The organism is Larsenimonas suaedae, assembly GCF_023712105.1.
In the GTDB taxonomy this organism is placed as follows: Bacteria; Pseudomonadota; Gammaproteobacteria; order Pseudomonadales; family Halomonadaceae; genus Larsenimonas; species Larsenimonas suaedae.
The window spans coordinates 19,592-40,546 of record NZ_JAMLJI010000001.1 but is presented as its reverse complement, the minus strand read 5'-3'; the positions used below and the strand labels follow the sequence as shown (position 1 = coordinate 40,546).

General features: G+C 60.7%; 19 protein-coding genes. 9 read left to right on the top strand and 10 right to left on the bottom strand.

Annotation, left to right across the window (positions count from 1 at the left end; genetic code table 11):
• Positions 1-38: 38 nt before the first annotated feature.
• From aspA to NAT49_RS00175, 4 genes are all read right to left on the bottom strand, one after another.
• Positions 39-1,457 carry an aspartate ammonia-lyase gene (gene aspA / locus NAT49_RS00190; protein ID WP_251589432.1) on the bottom strand — a complete coding sequence of 473 codons (1,419 nt, stop codon included), beginning with the start codon at positions 1,455-1,457 and terminating at the stop codon, positions 39-41.
• A 117-nt stretch (positions 1,458-1,574) separates the two neighbouring features.
• On the bottom strand, positions 1,575-2,234 hold the full coding sequence (locus NAT49_RS00185; protein WP_251589430.1) for a class I SAM-dependent methyltransferase: 660 nt from the start codon (positions 2,232-2,234) through the stop codon (positions 1,575-1,577).
• 113 nt (positions 2,235-2,347) lie between these two features.
• Positions 2,348-2,923, bottom strand: coding sequence for a TIGR04211 family SH3 domain-containing protein (locus tag NAT49_RS00180; protein ID WP_251589428.1), 576 nt, complete (start codon positions 2,921-2,923; stop codon positions 2,348-2,350).
• A 267-nt stretch (positions 2,924-3,190) separates the two neighbouring features.
• Positions 3,191-3,517: a DUF1820 family protein gene (locus NAT49_RS00175; protein ID WP_251589427.1), complete on the bottom strand. Its 327-nt coding sequence runs from the start codon at positions 3,515-3,517 to the stop codon at positions 3,191-3,193.
• A gap of 291 nt (positions 3,518-3,808) precedes the next feature.
• Between NAT49_RS00175 and miaB the strand changes: the two genes are divergently transcribed.
• The 6 genes from miaB (at position 3,809) to NAT49_RS00145 (ending at position 10,043) form a co-directional block, all read left to right on the top strand.
• A complete protein-coding gene (gene miaB, locus NAT49_RS00170; protein ID WP_251589424.1) occupies positions 3,809-5,152 on the top strand; it encodes a tRNA (N6-isopentenyl adenosine(37)-C2)-methylthiotransferase MiaB in 1,344 nt (447 codons plus the stop codon).
• 124 nt (positions 5,153-5,276) lie between these two features.
• The gene (locus tag NAT49_RS00165; RefSeq protein WP_251589422.1) at positions 5,277-6,287 is read left to right on the top strand and encodes a PhoH family protein; all 1,011 of its coding nucleotides are present in this window, start codon (positions 5,277-5,279) and stop codon (positions 6,285-6,287) included.
• Entirely contained in the window at positions 6,284-6,739 is a 456-nt protein-coding gene (ybeY, locus tag NAT49_RS00160) for an rRNA maturation RNase YbeY (RefSeq protein WP_251589420.1), read from the top strand. The genes NAT49_RS00165 and ybeY overlap by 4 nt, the downstream gene beginning before the upstream one ends.
• Before the next feature lie 30 nt (positions 6,740-6,769).
• Complete coding sequence (locus NAT49_RS00155) at positions 6,770-7,681, top strand: CorC family transporter (protein WP_251589419.1); 912 nt, start codon at positions 6,770-6,772, stop codon at positions 7,679-7,681.
• Between the two features lie 125 nt (positions 7,682-7,806).
• Positions 7,807-9,315 carry an apolipoprotein N-acyltransferase gene (gene lnt, locus NAT49_RS00150; RefSeq protein ID WP_251589417.1) on the top strand — a complete coding sequence of 503 codons (1,509 nt, stop codon included), beginning with the start codon at positions 7,807-7,809 and terminating at the stop codon, positions 9,313-9,315.
• Positions 9,312-10,043, top strand: a complete 732-nt coding sequence (locus NAT49_RS00145; protein ID WP_251589415.1) for a YdcF family protein — start codon at positions 9,312-9,314, stop codon at positions 10,041-10,043. The genes lnt and NAT49_RS00145 overlap by 4 nt, the downstream gene beginning before the upstream one ends.
• A gap of 20 nt (positions 10,044-10,063) precedes the next feature.
• Here NAT49_RS00145 and NAT49_RS00140 read toward each other — a convergent pair whose 3' ends face one another.
• On the bottom strand, positions 10,064-10,570 hold the full coding sequence (locus NAT49_RS00140; protein WP_251589414.1) for a zinc ribbon-containing protein: 507 nt from the start codon (positions 10,568-10,570) through the stop codon (positions 10,064-10,066).
• Between the two features lie 206 nt (positions 10,571-10,776).
• Here NAT49_RS00140 and leuS point away from each other — a divergent pair, with 206 nt between their 5' ends.
• From leuS to holA, 3 genes are all read left to right on the top strand, one after another.
• Positions 10,777-13,356 (top strand): leucine--tRNA ligase, encoded by a 2,580-nt coding sequence (gene leuS / locus NAT49_RS00135; RefSeq protein ID WP_251589413.1) that lies wholly within the window; start codon positions 10,777-10,779, stop codon positions 13,354-13,356.
• A gap of 77 nt (positions 13,357-13,433) precedes the next feature.
• Positions 13,434-14,027 (top strand): LPS-assembly lipoprotein LptE, encoded by a 594-nt coding sequence (locus NAT49_RS00130; RefSeq protein ID WP_251589412.1) that lies wholly within the window; start codon positions 13,434-13,436, stop codon positions 14,025-14,027.
• The gene (gene holA, locus NAT49_RS00125) at positions 14,008-15,063 is read left to right on the top strand and encodes a DNA polymerase III subunit delta (RefSeq protein WP_251589411.1); all 1,056 of its coding nucleotides are present in this window, start codon (positions 14,008-14,010) and stop codon (positions 15,061-15,063) included. Before NAT49_RS00130 ends, holA begins: the two co-directional genes overlap by 20 nt.
• A 27-nt stretch (positions 15,064-15,090) precedes the next feature.
• Here holA and NAT49_RS00120 read toward each other — a convergent pair whose 3' ends face one another.
• The 5 genes from NAT49_RS00120 to NAT49_RS00100 all read right to left on the bottom strand — a co-directional run bounded on the left by NAT49_RS00120 (position 15,091) and on the right by NAT49_RS00100 (position 20,938).
• Positions 15,091-16,146, bottom strand: a complete 1,056-nt coding sequence (locus NAT49_RS00120; RefSeq protein WP_251589410.1) for a LacI family DNA-binding transcriptional regulator — start codon at positions 16,144-16,146, stop codon at positions 15,091-15,093.
• A 64-nt stretch (positions 16,147-16,210) separates the two neighbouring features.
• Positions 16,211-17,824, bottom strand: coding sequence for a glycoside hydrolase family 13 protein (locus NAT49_RS00115; protein ID WP_251589408.1), 1,614 nt, complete (start codon positions 17,822-17,824; stop codon positions 16,211-16,213).
• 173 nt (positions 17,825-17,997) lie between these two features.
• Positions 17,998-19,098: an ABC transporter ATP-binding protein gene (locus tag NAT49_RS00110; protein ID WP_251589406.1), complete on the bottom strand. Its 1,101-nt coding sequence runs from the start codon at positions 19,096-19,098 to the stop codon at positions 17,998-18,000.
• Between the two features lie 29 nt (positions 19,099-19,127).
• Entirely contained in the window at positions 19,128-19,919 is a 792-nt protein-coding gene (locus NAT49_RS00105; protein WP_374708797.1) for a carbohydrate ABC transporter permease, read from the bottom strand.
• 47 nt (positions 19,920-19,966) lie between these two features.
• A complete protein-coding gene (locus tag NAT49_RS00100; protein ID WP_251589402.1) occupies positions 19,967-20,938 on the bottom strand; it encodes a carbohydrate ABC transporter permease in 972 nt (323 codons plus the stop codon).
• Positions 20,939-20,955: the final 17 nt, after the last annotated feature.

The window sequence follows — 20,955 nt, the reverse complement described above, 5'->3', positions numbered from 1 at the left end:
TTGAACCCAAGATGCGTTGAACCCAAGATGCGTTGAACCTAGGGCGCCAGCGGCTTCAAACGTGGCGCGATCATGTTTTCAGGACGCAGAATGTCGGCTAGAACAGCCTCGTCAAGCAGCCGCTCTTCACGGACAAGCTCCAGCACGCCACGACCGCTTGCCAGCGCCTCACGCGCGATGCGGGTCGCGTTCTCATAGCCGATGTAGGGGTTGAGCGCCGTGATCAACCCGATCGAGTGCTCTACCTGACTACGACAATGCGCCTCATTGGCGACGATCCCCTCGATGCAGTGCGCGCGCAGCATGGTCATGGCCCGGCTCAAAAGGCGCACTGAATCAAACGTGCGGTAGGCAATCAAGGGCTCCATGACGTTGAGCTGAAGCTGCCCGCCTTCGGCGGCCATGGTGACGGCCAGGTCGTTGCCGATGACGTCGAACGCCACCTGATTGACTGCCTCGGGAATGACCGGATTGACCTTGCCCGGCATGATGGAACTGCCCGGCTGGCGGGCCGGCAGATTGATTTCGTTCAGCCCGGTGCGTGGGCCACTGGAAAGCAGCCTCAGGTCATTGCAGATCTTTGAAAGCTTGACCGCCAACCGCTTGAGCATGCCTGAAATCAAAACGAATGCGCCCATGTCCGACGTCGCCTCGATCAAGTCAAGCGCGGGACGCAGCGGCATGCCACTTATCTCGGCCAAACGCTCAACGGCCAATCGCTGATAGGCAGGGTCGGCGTTGATGCCGGTGCCGATCGCGGTGCCCCCCAGATTGACCTCGACCAGAAGCTCAGGGGCCATCCGCTCCAGATGCTGGAGATCTTCGCGCAGCGTGTTGGCAAAGGCGTGAAATTCCTGACCTAGGGTCATCGGCACCGCGTCCTGAAGCTGGGTTCGGCCCATTTTCAAGACGGAGGCGAACTCATCGCCCTTTCGACCAAGGGCGTCACACAGCTCGGACAGACTATCGAGCAGGGACTGATGCCCTAGAAGAAGGCCGACTCGAATCGCGGTGGGATAGGCGTCATTGGTCGATTGAGCCATGTTGACGTCATTGTTGGGATGCAGGTGATGATACGCCCCACGCTCGTGGCCCAAACACTCAAGGCCAATGTTTGCGATGACTTCATTGGCGTTCATGTTGGTCGACGTACCGGCACCGCCCTGGATCATGTCGACCACGAACTGCTCGTGAAACTCCCCATCGATCAGCTTCTGACACGCCTGGGTGATGGCGCCGTGCTTGGTATCATTGAGGTAGCCAAGCTGATGGTTGGCGTCGGCTGCCGCATGCTTGACCATTGCCAGTGCGACAACGAATTTCGGGTAGTGCGACAGCGGCACCCCGGTCAGATTGAAGTTTTCGACCGCGCGCAGGGTTTGAATGCCGTAATAGGCCTCTTGAGGGACGTCCTTTTCACCCAATAAATCTTTTTCCAAACGAAAGGCAGCATTCATGACGGTATCCGGTTGCGATTAGACAGGACCGCCAATCTACGGCCCTGCACAGGTGCCGTCTAATGCCCGCCGCTTCTGACTCATGCCGAACTCGAATGGCGCCCAACGGGGCAGCGCTTAACGCTGCACCTGAATCTCGTCATCGACAGGGCCCTTGCGCACCAGCTGCCAGATGTCCTCGCGCTCGCCGTCGATGGCGGTAAATTCGCCCAGCCACGTACGCTCGAAGTTGGCATCGAACAGATGCTCAAGCTCCTTTCTTGAGACATGAAACGGCGGGCCGTGCTTGATCGCCTCTCCGGTTTTTTCAAGCGTGATCAAAAGCCCGACGGCGCCCGGCGGCAGCAGCTGCGCAAGATGAAAGGCGTAACGCTGACGCCTGGCTGGCGGCAAGGCAATCAGGGCGGCGCGGTCGTAGAAGGCGCCGAACGAGCCACCGTGGTCGCGCCGAAACTGAAAGAAATCCCCACACAGGATTTCGACCCCGCTTTGGCGAATCCCCTTGAACCCATCGCGTGAGACATGCTCGACGTCATCGTCGCTGCCCTGGGTGAACTGCAAAAGTGCCGCCTGGGCAAGCTCGACCCCAACGACCGGATGCCCCTGATGGGCAAGCCAGCGCATGTCGACGCTCTTGCCGCACAGCGGCACCAGGACGCGTGTATGCCGCGCAAGTGCAAGCGCTGACCAGTAATCGGTCAGCCCGGTATGCGGGGATTCAAGGTTGAACCCGATGCGCCCTTCGTCCCAGCGACTGAGCCAGGCATCGTTGGTCATTCGAACGTCCTTAGTACAGTGGTTGAACGCCTAGAGCAGTGGTTGAACGCCATCCCATAACCAGGCTGACGTTTGATGCGTCCTGGCTCCGCCCGGCGACAGCCACCGGGCGATTAGAACCAGCGGTCGCGTTTTTTCCGACGGCGCGGCAGATGCGGCACCATCAGTCCGACAAGAAGCCCCGCACCGGCGACGCTTCCGCCATACACGAAATAGCGCATCAGCAGGTCGTCACGCTCGCTGTCGAGCCGAGCCTTGTAGGTACGAAGCTGCTCCTGGGCCTGACTGAGTTCCTGGTCGAGCTCGCCATTTTGCTGCTCGAGGTCGGCGATGCGCTGCTGACGCGTATTGAGCAACTGCGTCGAGCCCGAGACCTTGTCTTCCCAGCGGTTGTTGACGGTGTCGAGCTTCTGTTGAAGTGTGGCCACCTTGTCCTTGAGTGCGGGGACCTGCTCGGCATCGCTTCGCTGAGCCTGAAGATCGCTGCTCATTATCCACACGGTGTCGCCGCCTTCGCTTCGAACCTGACTGTAGTCACCACTGGTTTGCAGTAATGTGACCTTATCCCCAGAGGTCAGGGTACCCACGATGCGGTACTCGTCGGTCGGCCCGCTTCGAACATAGGTGGTCAGATCGTCGCTGACCCAGCGCGACGGCTCGGCGTGGGCGACACCCGCAATCGAGAGCATCACCGCACCTATTGTTAAGCGTTTGATTTTAGACATGATCACATCATCTTCTCGCCGTTGGAGCTGCCTGTACCCTCGTACCGGACAGCCTGTACCAGGTGGCGGTGAGCGCAGGTCCCACGCCACGTTTTTTATCGAGGTGTTTAATCCACACATTCTGTGGATAACATTTTGGACAACAGGTCGTCGGACGTTTTTAAAGTGCCGAATGCTCTATGATCACAACAGATTGTTCACTTTTTAACCACCAGCATACCCGCTGCCATTCTAGTCGTCTCGCTGTCCCCAGTTCGGTGGCGTCGGAAACGGCGCGACATTGCCGCTGGCCTTGACCGCGCGCGCCTCGCCTTCCCGCTCGACCTCATCGATCCGAACGATGGCGTTCATGGGAATGTAGCTTCGCTGAACGCCCTCGAAGGCCTTCTTGAGCTTTTCGGCGCTCGGGTCGACCACGACCGAGGACGTGTCACCGAACACCACCCCCTCGACCTCGAGAAACCCCCACAGGTCGCTTTGATAGATCTCGCGGGCGTAAAGCTCCCAGACCTCGTTTTGTTGATGAAAGATGACTCGATACACCGATTTGGCTGGCATCCGCGCCTGCCCCTCCCCGCACTGTCATGGGTTGACGACACAAAAACCGCGAGTCTACCACAGAGTCACGACACTGCACTGCGCCTCTGGTCGTGGGCCCGATAGCTCCGTATAATACCGCGCAAACGCCAAACATCGACGATGCACCCATCCGGGCCCGGCCCGCACGTTCACCGCTTTTTCCTTACCTGATGCCCTCTGACCTGGCTCTAGGCCGGTGATCGATCACGTCGTCGTCGATCGACCCTGACATGCAACAAGGCCTACGCCTTCGAGAGAACGACTTCGATCATGACGAAGAAACTCTTCATCAAGACCCACGGCTGCCAAATGAACGAGTACGACTCCGACCGGATCGCGGATCTGCTTGGCGACTCGCATCAGATGGAGCTGACCGACGACGAAACCGAGGCTGATGTGGTCCTCCTGAACACCTGCTCCATTCGTGAAAAGGCGCAGGAAAAGGTGTTCCATCAGCTCGGGCGCTGGAAGAAACTGAAAGAAGCCAACCCGAACCTGGTCATCGGCGTCGGCGGCTGCGTGGCAAGCCAGGAAGGCGCCAACATCAACAAGCGCGCGCCGCACGTTGATCTGGTGTTTGGCCCACAGACGCTGCACCGGGTCCCCGACATGCTCAACACGCGCGCCGAAAACCAGATTTCGGTGGTCGATGTGACCTTCCCCGAGATCGAGAAGTTCGACCGGCTGCCCAAGCCCACCTCCGACGGCGCCACCGCGTTTGTGTCCATCATGGAGGGCTGCTCGAAGTACTGCAGCTTCTGCGTGGTGCCCTACACCCGCGGTGAGGAAATCTCGCGCGGGTTTGAAAGCGTGATGAGCGAGGTCGTGCATCTGGCCGATCAGGGCGTCCGCGAGATCAACCTTCTCGGCCAGAACGTCAACGCCTATCAGGGCCTTGATCAAAACGGCGACGAGATCGATCTGGCCGAGCTGATCGGCTGCGTCGCGGCCGTGGACGGCATCGACCGCATTCGCTTTACAACCTCGCACCCGGTCGAGTTCTCCGATAGCCTCATCGAGGCCTATGGCGAGATTCCAGAGCTTGTAAGTCACCTGCACCTGCCGGTGCAGTCAGGCTCCAACCGCGTGCTTGAAATGATGAAACGCGGTCACACCCGAGACGAGTACATCGAAAAGATGGAGCGCATTCGCGCGCTCAGACCCGACATCAGTTTCTCGTCTGACTTCATCATCGGCTTTCCCGGCGAGACCGAGGCCGACTTCGAAGACACCATGGATCTGATTCATCGCATCGGCTTCGACATGTCGTTCAGCTTCGTGTACTCGAAGCGCCCCGGCACGCCGGCGTCCGATCTCGAGGACGACACCCCCGAGCAGCTCAAGAAACAGCGCCTTGCCATCCTGCAGGAGCGAATCAACCAGCAGGCGATGGCGATTTCACGGCGCATGGTCGGCAATACCGAGCGCATTCTGGTCACCGGGTTTTCGCCCAAGGATCCGGGCGAGCTCTCGGGCCGCACCGAGAACAACCGCGTGGTCAACTTCCGGGCCGCCAACCCGATCGAGCTCATCGGCCATTTCGTCGACGTTACCATCACCACGGCCTATCCGAATTCCCTGCGCGGTGAACTGATTTCCGACGCACGCCATTGATCTTGCCTGCCACGGGCATGGAGACGAGGCTAATTCTTCATGCCCTGCCTGATGTTATTGCCCCTCGTGCATGCATCGCAGTAAGCTGGCCGCATACATTCAGCAACCAGCATGGACACGCATCTTGACCCAAAACGCCGGTAACGCGCACCGAATTATCCAGCTGTCGCTGGAACCCAATGACCCGATGCGGCTGTCGAGCCTGTGCGGTCAGCAGGATGAACACTTAAAGCTCATCGAAGGCCGACTCGACGTCACCATTCGAAACCGGGGCAATGCCTTCCAGATTGCAGGCCCCAACGCCAAGGCCAAGATTGCCTCAACCCTGGTCGAGCATCTCTACCGCGAAACCGCCACCAGCGAGCTAACGCCTGAAGCCGTGCACCTCTATCTGCAGGAATCCGGCATGGAAGCGCTCGAAGAGGAAGAGAACGAGGAAGGCGCTGGCAACGACGCCGAGGGCGGCGGCGTGATCATTCGCACCCCTCGGGTGATGATCAAGCCTCGTGGCCTCAATCAGCAGGCCTACGTCAAAAGCATTCACGAAAACGACATCAACTTCGGCATCGGCCCGGCCGGTACCGGCAAGACCCACCTGGCGGTGGCCGCCGCCGTCGAGGCGCTCAACCAGCAGCAGGTGCGGCGCATTCTTCTGGTACGCCCGGCGGTCGAGGCCGGTGAAAAGCTCGGGTTTCTGCCAGGCGATCTCGCCCAGAAGATCGACCCCTATCTGCGCCCGCTTTATGACGCCCTTTATGAAATGCTCGGGTTCGAGCAGGTCGGCAAACTGATCGAGCGTCAGGTGATCGAGATTGCCCCGCTTGCCTACATGCGCGGACGTACGCTCAACAACGCCTTCATCATTCTCGATGAAAGTCAGAACACCACCCGCGAACAGATGAAGATGTTCCTGACGCGCATCGGCTTTGGCTCCACCGCTGTGATCACCGGCGATGCGACCCAGGTCGACCTGCCCAAGGGGCAGAGCTCTGGATTGATTCACGTGATGAATATCCTGAAGGACGTACCCGGCATCGGCATGACTCATTTCGCCGCCAAGGACGTCGTTCGCCACCCCCTCGTTCAGCGCATCATCGAAGCCTATGACCGCTTCGAGGACTCGAGCTACCAATGAGCCAGGTGATTGTCGACCGCCAGGTGGCAACGTCGGCCGAGACGCTGCCGGAGGTGGCCCAGCTCGAGCGCTGGCTTGATACCGTGACCGAGCGCCTCGAACTCGAGGCGCCCGAGCTTACCGTCCGGTTCGTCGATGAACCGGAAAGCCGCGAGCTCAACCACACCTACCGCGACAAGGACAAAAGCACCAACGTGCTCTCCTTTCCGTTCGAGGCCCCGCCCGGTATCGAGCTGCCCCTGCTGGGCGATCTGGTCATTTGTACTCAGGTCGTTGAGCGTGAAGCCGTTGAACAAACCAAACCCTTGATGGATCACTACGCCCATTTGGTGATACACGGGTGCTTGCACCTGCTTGGCTATGACCATATAGATGACAGCGAGGCCGAGGAAATGGAGCAGCTCGAACGCGAACTGCTTGCCCGGCTCGACATCAGTGATCCGTACCGTTAATCACATCAAAGAGGATGAGAGACAACTCGCATGAGCGATGACCGATCGAGTAGCCAGGGCAGCAAGTCCTGGCTTGATAAGTTGCTCGGTGCCTTTTCAAACGACAGTGAAGAACCCAGCTCCGTCGATGAGCTGAAGAACTTCCTGCGTGACGCCGGCACTCGGCTAAGCCTCGATCAGGACGGCATGACCATCATCGAAGGCGCGTTCGAAATCAGCAGTCAGCAAGCTCGGGAGGCGATGATCCCTCGCTCCCAGATCGTTGCGATCAGCGCTGACCAGCAACCGGACGATTTTTTGCCCATCATCATGGAGAGTGCGCACTCGCGCTATCCCGTGGTCGATGACAATCTCGATGAAATCATAGGCGTTCTGCTCGTAAAGGACCTGCTGCCCCTGATCATGCAAAACGCTGAGCAGCGCGCCCTGTTTGATATGCGCAAGCTCATGCGACCCGCCATGTTCATTCCGGAATCCAAGCGGCTGAACAATCTGCTCAAGGAATTTCGCGATACCCGCAACCACATGGCGATCGTGGTGGATGAGTATGGCGGCACCGCTGGACTGGTCACGATCGAGGACATCCTCGAACAGATCGTTGGCGACATCGAGGACGAGCACGACATCGAGGATGAGGACGACATCCGCGACCTCGGCGATGGCAGTTTTGCCGTCAAGGCACTGACCCCGATCGAGGACTTCAACGAGCGTTTCGAAACCCGGTTTTCAGATGACGAGTTCGACACCGTCGGCGGGCTGGTCATGCAGCGGTTCGGGCACCTGCCGAGACGCCTTGAGTCGACCGATCTCGAGCAGTGGCGTTTCACGGTCATGAACGCCGATAATCGACGTATTCGCCTGCTCAAGGCCACACCGCTCGGCAAGGGGTATACCGCCGACGACAGTGAGCACGCATCAAACGCTCAGGATACGTCCTACTAAGGCCAAGGCGCCGTCCTGGGCCGGCGCCGCCCCTGTCCTTTCGATCCCGTCGAAGGCCTGCGCTCATCCCTGGCCCCCCGGGTGCATCGCACCGCGCCCTTTCGCCCCGTGCAACAAGGAATGCCATGAAGACATTGACTTCGCCCCTTCATGATCGCCCCTGGCTCAGCGATCTTCTAACGCTGGGTGCCGGGGCAGCCATGACGCTGACGTTTGCGCCCTTTAACGCCTGGTGGCTCGCACCGCTTCTGATGGCGCTCGTCTTTACCTGTGCTCAGCGCGCCCGCCTCAAGCGCATGCTCTGGCGCGGCTGGCTGTTCGGGGTAGGCCTTTTTGGCACGGGCACCTCCTGGGTGTATGTATCGATCCACGACTTTGGCTACACCGGCGCGCCACTGGCCCTGTTTCTGACGGCGCTGTTTGTGGCAACGCTTGCGCTTTTTTACATGGCAATGTTCGGCCTTTACCGCTTCTGTCGCCCCCGCGGCCTGCTCAATGCCTGGGCGTTCGCCGGCATCTGGGTGATCGGCGAGTTGTTTCGAAGCTGGGCCTTCACGGGCTTTCCATGGCTTTATCTGGGCAGCGCTCAGGTCGATTCGCCCATCAACACGCTGGCGCCTCTTGGGGGAGTCTACCTGTTGAGCTTTGTCATCGCGTTGACCGGTGGTCTGATCGCACGACTTGTGGAGCGGCGTTCCTGGGTTGCGGCCGTTATGGTCGCGCTCCTCTGGCTTTCACCGTCGGCGCTGCCACTTGAATGGGCCGTACCGCTCGACACCCCCAAATCCGTGGCGCTGGTCCAGGGCGATTTGGCCCAGCTCGATAAATGGACACCTGACGGCCAGCGCCAGGCAGCCAACACCTACGCCTCACTTACCCGGCGAGATGCCGATAACGCCGAGATCATTGTCTGGCCCGAAACGGCGCTGCCGATGCTCGAGCAGCAGGCGATTCCGTTTCTGGAGCGCATGCAGGCAACGCTTGATTCCGAGACCACGCTCATTACCGGGCTCGTTCAGCAGGACGCCAAGGGCCACTATTTCAACAGCGTCATCACACTTGGAGACGGCCACGGCGTCTACAAGAAGGCACACCTGGTGCCGTTTGGCGAGTACCTGCCGCTTGACTCGCTGTTAAGAGGGTTGATCGATTTCTTCAACCTGCCCATGTCGGACTTCAAGGCCGGCCCAAGCGATCCCGAGCCGCTTCACGCCGACGGGCTCTCGCTGGGTGTCGCAATCTGCTACGAAATCGTCTATCCCGACCTTGTTCGGCAGCGCGCACATTCAAGCGACGCCCTTTTGACCGTGTCCAATGACAGCTGGTTCGGCCACTCCATCGGCCCGCTCCAGCACATGCAGATGGCGCGTCTGCGCGCGCTTGAAAATAACCGGTATCTACTGCGCGCCACCAGCAACGGGCTGACCGCGATCGTCGATTCCACCGGCAAGATCACGGCCAAAGCCCCCCGCTTCGAACCGGCCGTACTGACCGGTATGGTTTATCCGATGAAAGGCATGACGCCCTTTACAGTGTTGGGCTCCTGGCCTGCCGGTATTCTTGCCGCGCTAATGGCGCTCACCGGTGCACTTGTGCGCCTTGTCCAGAAACGTAAAGAGGCCGCTGCCGCATGATCACCTTGATCAAGGTATTCATCCTGCCACCGGGGCTCTTTTTAGTGCTGCTGCTGGGCTTTTTGATGTTGATGCCCCGCTATCCGAAACTCATGCGCTGTTTAAGTGGCGCAACGCTTGCCGTGCTGTGGCTGATCTCGACGCCGGTGGTCTCGAGCCTTCTACTGGGCCCGGTCGAGCGCGTCATGCCCTCGACGCCGGCGCAGTGGGAAAGTGCCGGTGCCATTGTCGTGCTCGGCAATGGCCGGGATTACGGCGCCCCGGAACTGAATGGGCGCGACCGCACCAACCCCCTGGCGCTGGCGCGTCTGGCAGAAGGCGCCCGGATCGCTCGGAAGACGGGGCTGCCGATTCTGTTGACCGGCGGCAAGGAGCCCTGGAGCCGTGCCTCAGAGGCCGAACTGATGCAGCGAAGTTTGACCGAGGAATTCGGACTCAAGGCAACGTGGCTTGAAACCAAGAGCGCCGACACCGAGGAAAATGCCGAGTTCAGTGCCCGGCTTCTTAAAAGGGATGGCGTGAACCGCGTCGTTCTGGTGACGACCGCCTTTCACATGGCCCGTGCTCAGCGTGATTTCGAGCGTGCAGGCCTTGACGTCGTGCCCGCTCCGACAGGCTTTGGCAGCGACATTTCCGGCGGTTGGCTCTGGTGGGCGCCCCAGTTCGACAGTCTCGAGCGGAGCCGATGGGCGCTGCATGAGTACATGGGCTGGATAGCCGGCCACTAGGGCCGGCCATCGTTGCCTGGTCAGGCGCGGGCACGTTTGAAATAACGATGCCCGCACGCATGACAGGGCTCGATCATGCTCGAGGTGGTGAGGGTGACCGGATGATCGCAGTGCACGCAGCGCATCCGACCCGGCAGCGCGAGCTCGCCTTCGCAGTAATCGGCCTGTGCCGCTTCCAGGTCGTCCTCGAACCGGAATTGATCCACCGCGGTACGATCGGCAATCGAAAACAGCGCCGTGCGCACGCGCTCGGACAAATAGTCGAGATCGATGCCCATCCACTGCGCCACGCCTCCCCCGCCTTCGGCCATATAGGAACCGAACGCCTTCAGATCGCGCTCGAGCCAGGCTTTTAAAAGCGCCGCTTCATCCTTGGTAAACCGTTCAAGATCCGCCTCGAACTTGACGATTTCATCGAGCTCTTCCTCAAGCCCCCGCGTGTCGCGCGCGTGCTCTCGCGTACCGACTCGGTCGAGCGCGCGCTCATAGGCCTCTTTCAATCGCTGATAACGCTCGGATTCACTCATGGCATCTACTCCCAACGGTTGCTCCCCTACCTGTTGCCAGGCGTCTGGGGTATGCTTATGGCCCAGTTACGCGTCAACAAACGCCTACCCGTCCTCTGGGTATAGACCCTAATCCGCAAGACATCCTCCGGGACATCCGAGGCGGATGGGTAGGCCGTTCGTTATCACCGCACCCCAGAATACGGCAAGGTAATCAAGCTATCACGATGGATGCACAATATTCCCCCCACGATGTAGAGCGCAGTGCACAAACCTTCTGGGCCAAGAACGCATGCTTCAAGGCCATCGAAGACGCCAACCGCGAAAAATACTACTGCCTGTGCATGTTCCCCTACCCCAGCGGCAAGCTGCACATGGGGCACGTCCGCAACTACACCATCGGGGATGTGGTCGCTCGCTTCCAGCGCATGAACGGCCGTAACGTGCTACAGCCCATGGGCTGGGACGCCTTCGGCATGCCGGCAGAAAACGCCGCAATCAAGAACAACGTTCCGCCGGCCAAGTGGACGCATGAGAACATCGACTACATGCGCGGCCAGCTCAAGGCACTCGGGTTTGCCTACGACTGGGATCGCGAATTTGCCACCTGCGACACCGATTACTACCGCTGGGAGCAGTGGTTCTTCGCTCAGCTGGTTGAAAAGGGCCTGGTCTACAAGAAAATGTCCACGGTCAACTGGGACCCCGTCGATCAGACCGTGCTTGCCAACGAACAGGTGGTGGATGGCTGCGGCTGGCGCTCCGGCGCACCTGTCGAGCGTCGGGAAATTCCGCTGTGGTTTTTGAAGATCACCGACTACGCCGAAGAGCTTCTGTCCGATCTAGATCACGTCGACTGGCCCGAGCAGGTCAAGACCATGCAGCGCAACTGGATCGGCAAATCCAAGGGCGTCGAGCTTGAGTTCGGTGTCAGCGGCAGCCGTGAACTCTCCGAGCTGACCGTCTACACCACCCGGCCGGACACTCTCTTCGGCGTGACGTATCTCGGCATCGCGGCCGATCACCCGCTGGCGATCGAAGCGGCCAAGACCGTTGACGGTCTGGAAGCCTTCCGCCAGGAGTGCCGTCAGGGCGGCACCTCGGAAGCCGACATGGCGACCATGGAAAAACGCGGCATGGACACCGGGTTCACCGCGGTTCACCCCTTGAGCGGCCGCGAAGTGCCGATTTTTGTTGCCAACTTCGTACTGATGGAATACGGCACCGGCGCCGTCATGGCAGTGCCCGCCCACGATCAGCGCGACTTCGAATTCGCAAGCAAGTATGGCCTTGCCATCGAGCCCGTGATTGCCGATGCCGAGACAAAGGCCGCACCGGATTTGAGCGAGACGGCCTTTACCGACCACGGCGTTCTGATCAACTCAAATGAATTCGACGGGCTCGAATTCCAGGCCGCGTTTGACGCCATCGCCGCCAGGCTTGAAGCGCTCGGGAAAGGAACGGTGAAGACCAACTTCCGCCTGCGCGACTGGGGCGTGGCCCGCCAGCGCTACTGGGGCGCGCCGATCCCGGTCAAGTATGGGCCGAACGGCGAAACCAAGGCCCTGACCGATGACGAACTGCCGGTTGCACTTCCCACCGAAATCGAAATCGACGCCACCGGCTCGCCGCTCAAGAAGTCCCCGGCGTTTTATGACCTCGGCGACGGCTGGGTTCGCGAAACCGACACGTTCGACACCTTCATGGAGTCGAGCTGGTACTACGCTCGCTTCTGCTGCGCCGACAACGACAGCGCCATGCTCGATGAGCGCGCCAACTACTGGCTGCCGGTGGATCTTTACATCGGCGGCATCGAACACGCGATCCTGCACCTGCTTTACGCGCGCTTCTTCCACAAGCTGATGCGTGATTTCGGCCTGGTCGAGAGCGACGAGCCGTTCAAGCGGCTTCTGACCCAGGGCATGGTCATCGCCGAAACCTTCTTCCGCAAGAACAGCAACGGCAGCAAGGAGTGGTACAACCCGGCCGACGTCGAGGTCGAGCGCGACGACAAGGGGCGCCCGGTACGAGCAGTGCTGATCTCAGACGGTCAGCCGGTCGAGATGGGCGGCGTCGAGAAGATGTCGAAGTCGAAGAACAACGGCGTCGACCCCCAGTCCATGATCGACCGCTTCGGCGCCGACACCGTGCGTCTTTTCATGATGTTCGCCGCGCCCCCCGAGCAGTCGCTCGAGTGGTCCGACAGCGGCGTCGAAGGCGCTCACCGCTTCCTGAAGCGCCTGTGGCGTCTGGTGCATGATCACCTGGCCCAGGGCACGCCGGCCACGCTTGATACCGAACGCCTGAGCGATGCCCAGCGTGAGCTTCGCCGCAAGACTCATGAAACGATTGCCAAGGCCAGCGACGACATTGGCCGTCGCACAACGTTCAACACTGCCATCGCCGCGGTGATGGAGCTGACCAATGCCATCGGCCGCTTCGACGACGACAGCGCCGAAGGACTGGCCGTTGCCCGCGAGGCAGTGGAGGCAAGCGTTCTGATCCTGGCGCCGATCGTGCCTCACATCACGCATCAGCTCTGGGTGGCGCTGGGTCATGACACCCCCGCCATCGACGCCGAGTGGCCCGCCCTCGATGAGTCGGCACTCAAGCGCGACAGCATCACGGTGGTGGTTCAGGTCAACGGCAAGGTACGCGACCGGCTCGATGTCGCCCCGGATGCCGACAAGGACGCGATCGAGGAAAGTGCGCGCGCGCTTCCAAACGTTGCCCGCCACATCGAGGGCAAAACCGTGCGCAAGGTCATCGTCGTGCCCGGCAAGCTCGTCAACATCGTCGCCAACTGATCGGCCAAAAGCACCGATCGATCTGACCCTCAAGGACCGGCGGGCATACGGCCCGCCTTCACTGCCAGGAGGCCTTCGTGAAACGACGCGCCCTTTTAAGCACCACACTCGCCCTTGCCGCCACTCTGACGCTGAGCGCCTGCGGCTTTCAGCTTCGTGGCTATCAGGACACCACGCTGCCCTTCTCGACACTGACCGTGAACTCAAGCGACGGCGGCGGTACCCGCGACCTGGCCTATCAGGCCGTGACCCGCGCACTGAAAAACGCAGACGTTACGCTCGATGCCACCGCACCGCTTCGCCTGAACCTCGGCAAGAGTAGCTTTGACGAGCGCGAACTGACCTTCGGCGACGCCGGCAGTCAGGAACGCCAGGTCGTGTTCACTCTGCCCTACTCGGTGCAGCGCACACGCGATGGCGCCTACCTCGAAGACCAGCAAAGCGTCGAAACCAGCGGCACCTACACCACCAGTGAAGACCGCCTGCTCAGCCGAGACAGCCAGCGAAGCGATCTCGAGGACGACCTTCGCCGCGAGGCCGCACAACAGCTGATCGAGCGACTGCAGACGCTCAAGCCGAACGCACAGCGCCTTGAGTCCAGTGAAACCGGCAAGAGCGACGCACCAGGGACCGATCAGCCTCAGGCAGATAATGAAAGTCTTTCCCAATAAGCTTGACCCGGCACTCGCCAAATCGCTCGCCCCCATCTATCTGGTGGCGGGCGACGAGCCATTGACCCATATGGAAGCCTGCGACAGTATTCGGGCCGCCGCGCGGCGCGAAGGCATCGACGAGCGGGAAGTGCTTCACGTGGACAACAATTTTGCCTGGGGGCAGGTGATTGAAAGCGCCAATGCGCTGTCGCTTTTTTCGTCGCGCAAGCTGATCGAAGTGCGCCTTGGCACCCAATCGCCCGGCCAGGAAGGCGCCCGGGTTCTGACCGAGTATGCGCAGTCCACCCAGCACGACAACGTGCTTTTGATTACCGCCGGCAGGCTCGACCGCAAGGCCCAGCAAAGCAGCTGGTTCAAGGCCCTCGACAAGGTCGGCGTGTTCGTACCGGTCTGGCCGGTGGACACACAGCGCATGGGCTACTGGATCAAGGACCGGGCCGAGCGCCACCAGCTCGAACTGACCAGCGAGGCCGCGCAGTTGCTCGCCGAGCGCGTCGAGGGCAACCTGCTGGCCGCCGATCAGGAGCTTGTTAAGCTTGCGCTGTATCACCCCAAACGCACACGCCTTGACGGTAACGCCATCGTCGATAACGTCGAGGACAGCGCCCGCTTTGACGTTTTCAGCCTGACCGATGCCTGCCTTCGAGGCGAGCCGACCCGGGCCGTACGTATCGTTGCCGGTCTCAAGGGCGAAGGGGTCGAAGCGCCGGTGGTGCTTTGGGCGCTGACGCGGGAACTGAGAACGCTTTTGTCGCTCAGGCAATTGCTTGATCAGGGACAAAGCGTCGAGCACGCCTGCAAGGCGCAAAAGCCGATGATTCCGGAAAAGCGCCGCCCCTATTATCAAAACGCGCTGGCACGCCTTCCCCACAAGCGTCTGAACAAGCTGTTGATGTTCTCACAGCGCATCGATCAAGCCGTCAAGGGCACACATGCGCTGCCGCTCTGGGATGGCCTGACTGACCTAGCTCTGACGCTTGCCGGTGGCAAGGGGCTGCTGGCGGAGTGGCCGGGCGCCTACCGAAGCGCCTGACGCGCCGTTACTCGAACCGCCGGTTGCTCAACAGGTATCACCATGAATCAGCCAGGTGGGAAGCGTCGCGTCGTGCTCAGTGATCTGATCGAGAATCATCCGCGCAGCCAATCGCCCTTTTGCCCGGTTATCCTGATAAACGGTCGTGAGCATCGGCCGGCGCTGCTGGCCCTCAGGCGCACCATCAAATCCCGTGATCGCAAGCGCCCCCGGTACGTCAAGTCCACGCTGCTCGGCAACCGCCAGCGCCGCCAGCGCCAGCTGATCGGACATGCACAGCAGCGTGTCTGCGGTTGAACCGTCAAGAAGCGCCTCGATCACAGGCACCGCCTGATTGAAAGTATTGCCATCGACGTTCCAGATCGGCACCGATGAAGGCTCGATGCCGGCCGCTGTCAGGGCATCATCAAACCCGCCCAGTCGAGCCTGTGCCATGGCATTGAACTGACGCGGACGCGCCTGTCGCTTGAACGGGCCTGGAGGGGCATCGAGCGTCATTCGAAGGGCAACAATGGCCGGGCGTCGTTCGCCCTTGGCAAGCGCCAGCTCGGCGACGCCGCGACTGGCTGCGCGGTCGTCGATGCAAATCGTCGGGTAATTGCCGTAGGTCTTGTCGATGGTCACGGCCGGGCTGAACTCGCCCTGCTGCAACCGCTCGGTGGTGCCATCGGGCATGGTGCCGTACACCAGGTAACCATCGGCGACGCCGTTGAAGTTTTCCCGTTGCGCCGGTCGGGTCGACTGGGGCAACAGCAGCATGCGGTAGTCGTGCTCATCGAGCACTTCGGAAATCCCGGACAGCAATTCGCTTGCGACGCTGTCGCTCAAACTGAAACTCAGGGTATCCCAGAGCATGACACCGATGATTCGGCTATGGCCGGTTCGAAGGCTACGAGCACGGCTGTCCGGGCCACGATAGCCAAGTGCTTTCGCCGCCGCCAGAATCTCCTGCCGGCGCGTTTTCGATAACTGATCCGGGCGGTTGAAGGCATTGGAGACCGTTGCCGTCGACACGCCCAAATGTTCGGCGACTTCCTTGAGCGTCAGCGACTGACCCGACGCGCCTGTTTCACGCTTTTTCACACCATCCTTCCTCGATGATCAAACGAATCTGGGCGCCGGGTCAGCCTCTTCGCTTAAAAAGCCGTCAGCAGCCAAGCCAGACGGCGCTGTTGGCCGGCACTACCTGCCCATTGCCAATGCCCGGGATACTTTCGACGATCACGTCGCCCTCGGGCCGCTCAACGTCACGGTCGCTCAGATTGAGCACCACCGTTATGGCGCCATTGGTCAGGGACAGCACATCAGACCGCCCGGTCTCGTTCCAGACGATACGACCACGGCCAAGTGCGTGCTCGGCGCGCTGCGCCAAAAGCGTACGATACAAGGCAAGCGTCGAGTCGCTCTGGTCGAGCTGAGCGTCCACCGCGTAGCGGGCGTAGTTCTCTGGCTGCGGGAGCCAGGTCTGTTCACCGCCAAAGCCGAACGCAGGCTGACTCGCGTTCCAGGGCAGCGGCACTCGACAGCCATCGCGCCCGGTCTCTTCGCCATTGGTGCGATGAAACGTCGGATCCTGACGGTACTTGGCGTCCATGGTGGTGTGGTCCGGCAGGCCAAGCTCTTCCCCCTGATACACATACGCCGAGCCCGGCAGCGCAAGCGTCAGCATGATCAGCGCGCGAGCGCGACGAAGGCCAAGCGCTTCATCGGGCTGTTCGTCGTGGGCGGTCAGGCCGTTGGGCCGACGGCCCGGATCAGAAAGCCCCAAGCGGGAAGAATGCCGTACACCGTCGTGGTTCGACATCACCCAGGTCGGCACCGCACCCACGCTGTCGGAGTGCATGATGGAGGTGTCGATCACGCTCTTGAGCGCGTCGGCGTTCCAACGCGCCAGCAGGTAGTCGAAGTTGAACGCCTGCTGCATCTCATCGGGGCGAACGTAACGCGCCAGACGCTCCTGCGGCTGCACCCAGGCCTCGGCCACCATCATCCGGTCACCGTCGTACTCATCGAGCACCCGGCGCCAGGCACGATAAATCTCATGGACGCCGTCCTGATCCCACATCGGACCGACGTTGCCCCCCTCGATCATGCACTGGCTCTGGCCGAAATCGGGCAGCCCTTCCGCCTTGATCATGCCGTGAGCGACATCGACCCGGAAGCCGTCGACGCCCCGGTCCAGCCAGAAGCGCAGCACGTCTTCGAACTCGGCGCGCACCTCCGGGTTTTCCCAGTTCAAATCCGGCTGTTTGCTGTCAAAGAGGTGAAGATACCATTGATCCTCGCCCTCGACACGGGTCCAGGCCGGGCCGCCGAACACGCTCTGCCAGTTGTTGGGCGGACGCTCCGCGTGTTCACCCTTGCCGGTGCGGAACATGTAGCGGTCACGCTCGGGGCTTTCGGGGTCTGCGTTGAGCGCGGCCTTGAACCAGACGTGCTCATCGGAGGTGTGGTTGGGCACCAGATCGACGATGATCTTGAGACCGCGCGCGTGGGCGCCTTCCAGCATCGCATCGAAATCGGCAAGCGTTCCGAACAAGGGGTCGACGTCGCGATAATCGGCGACGTCATAGCCCGCATCGGCCTGCGGCGAGCGATAGAACGGCGACAGCCACAGAGCATCGACACCAAGCTCTGCCAGATAGTCGAGCTTTGACGTCACACCCGGCAGATCACCGATGCCATCGCCGTTGTTGTCCTTGAAGCTTCGCGGATAAATCTGATAGATCACCGCATCGCGCCACCATGCCTGCGCACTCATTGCTGTCTCCTTGAACCGTCGTTGAAACCATCTTTGAAACTGTCTTTGAAACTGTCTTAAAAAGTATCTTTGAAACCGTCTTGAAAACCGCCTTTGAGCCGTTTGTAAAAAGGAACCTCGGCCACCGCGCCGGTCGACCCGGTGGCCCTACTCCTTTTCATTTGATCGCATGTTTATAAGGCGCTGTCTTGAGCCCGGGCAAGCGCCTGGCCGTGCTCATCGAACAGGTGCGCCTGAGCGGTATCGATGCGCAGCGAAACCGTGTCATTACGGGCAATTGGGGTGTCGGCCTCGACCCGGCACGTCAGAAACGCTTCCGCGTCGCTATCAACGTACACACAGGACTCGTTGCCAAGGTACTCGACGTTGATGACCTCAAAGGCGTCGCTGCCCGTTGCCTGTACCGGCGTCAGATGCTCCGGGCGAATGCCAAGCGTAATCGGGCTGCCCACGGCGTTTGAGTCGACGCCGTACGGCAGCACCACCTCGCCGAGCGCCTTGAGCTCGACGCGTGTTTCACGGGCATCGGTAGACCGGCAGGTTCCTTCGAGGAAGTTCATCGACGGCGAGCCGATGAAACTCGCCACGAACTTCGACGCCGGGCGTTCATACAGCGTGCGCGGGGAGCCGACCTGCTCGATATGGCCCTTGTTCAGCACCACGATCTTGTCGGCAAGCGTCATGGCCTCGACCTGATCGTGAGTGACGTACACCATGGTTGAGCCCAGGCGTCCGTGCAAACGCGCGATCTCGTTGCGCATCTGAACGCGAAGCGAGGCGTCGAGGTTGGAGAGCGGCTCATCGAACAGCAGAATGTCCGGCTCGCGGGCAATCGCCCGCCCCATTGCCACGCGCTGACGCTGCCCGCCCGAGAGGGCCTTGGGCTTGCGTTCGAGCAGCGCTTCAAGCTGAAGAATACGGGCGGTCTCGTTCACCCGCTCGGCCACGCTTTCGCTTGAGGCCTTGCCGAGCTTGAGACCGAACGCCATGTTTTCATAGACGCTCATGTGCGGGTACAGCGCGTAGGACTGAAACACCATACCGACGCCCCGCTCCTGCGGCGACAGCTCGTTGACGCGTTTGCCGCCGATCATCAGATCACCGTCACTGATCGATTCAAGCCCGGCGATGAGGCGCAAGAGCGTGGATTTGCCGCAGCCCGAGGGGCCGACGAACACCACGAATTCGCCGTGATCGATGGACAGCGACACCTCGTCGATAACGTGGGTACTGCCGAACCGCTTGCTGACCCGCTCCAGTTGAACGCTGGCCATAGATGCTCCTTGTCTGTCGGTGTGCATGTTCATCCCTTGACGGCGCCGGCGGTCAGACCGGAGACGATGCGGCGCTGGAAGATCAGCACCAGAATCACCAGCGGGACCGTGACAATGACCGAGGCCGCCATGATCGGTCCCCAGGGCAGCTCATACTGGCTGCCGCCTGAAATCAGGGCGATGGCCACCGGCACGGTGCGCTCGGAGTCGGTCAGTGTGAACGTCAGGGCGAACAGGAATTCGTTCCAGGCGGCGATGAACGCCAGAAGACCGGTCGTGGCCATCGCGGGCCACAGAAGCGGCATGAAAACCTTGGTCAGGGTGACCCAGGGCGAGGCGCCGTCCATGATGGCGGCCTCTTCGAGTTCATCGGGCAGTTGGCGCATGAACGTGGTCAGCACCCACACCGTGAACGGCAGTGTGAAAATGGTGTAGCTCAGAATCAGCCCGCCCGGCGAGTTGTACAGATCGAGCACGCGAATGACCTCAAAGAGCCCCGAAAGCACCGCCACCTGCGGGAACATGGAGACCCCGAGCACCAGCATCATCACCCGAGTGCGGCCCTTGAAACGGACCCGCCCAAGCGCGTAGGCCGCCGTTAACCCCAGCAACAACGCGATCGCGACCACGCTGAAGGCAACGATCACGGAGTTGATGATGCTTTGTACGAATGAGTCCTGAGACAGCACCGCCACGTAGTTCGACCAGTCGACGGAATCGACCCAGTAGCCGACCTGAAACATTTCGCTCGACGGCTTGAGCGAGGTCACTACCGCGTAATAGAACGGAAAGGTGGCGTATACGACCAGGGCAATGACCATCAGCCAGAATCCGAGCTTCAATACGGCGCGCTTCAAGTGCGTAAGCGTCATTGGTCACCTCCCAGTTGCCGACGACCGAGGTAGAGATAGACGATCGTGAACAGCGCGATGATCAGGAACAAAAGCGTCGAGGCCGCACTGCCGTAGCCGACGTCCTGAAACTCGACCAACTGCTGACGCGCGTAGATCGACATTGTCATGGTCGACGAGGCGTTCGAGGTCAGCACGTAGATCACATCGAACACGCGAAGCGCATCGAGCGCGCGGAAAATGACCGCGACCATCAATGCCGGTGCGATCAAGGGCAGCGTGACCTTGAAAAAGACCCGAACCGGTGAAATGCCATCGACACGCGCCGCCTCGTAGCAGTCCGACGGCAGCATCTGAAGGGCCGCCAACACCAAAAGGGCAACAAACGGAGTAGCCTTCCACACGTCAACGATGATCACCGCCCACATGGAGAGATCGGCATCGGCGGTCCAGGCAAGCGGCGCCGAGATAATGCCAAGCCCCATCAGCATGTGATTGAGAATGCCGAACTGGTCGTTGAGCATCCAGGCCCACATCTTGGCCGAGACAATGGTTGGAATTGCCCAGGGAATCAGCATTGCGGCCCGAACCACCATGCGGCCACGAAACTTCGCGTTCAGCACCAGCGCAACGATGACGCCCAATACGGTTTCAAGTCCGACCGATATAACCGTGAAAAAGAGCGTATTCCAGACCGATTGCCACCAGAGCGGGTCAGCAAGCAGGCCGTACCAGCCCTCGTCGTAGACCAGATAGTTTTCGACACCAATGAAGTTGGCACTGCCCATCTGGCTGAGGCTTGCGTCGGTAAAGCTGAACCAGATGGTTCGAAGAAGTGGCCAGCCGGCAACCAGCGCAAGCACCACCAGCATCGGGGTCAAAAACAGCCAGGCCGCCCTCACCCGGCGCCGGCGCACCTTGGTGCCGCGTGCATCCTGCCGGGCCTTCTTTGGCCCGGCGGTGGCTGTTGTCGTTTCGTGAACAGTCATGACACGTCCTTTGCTTA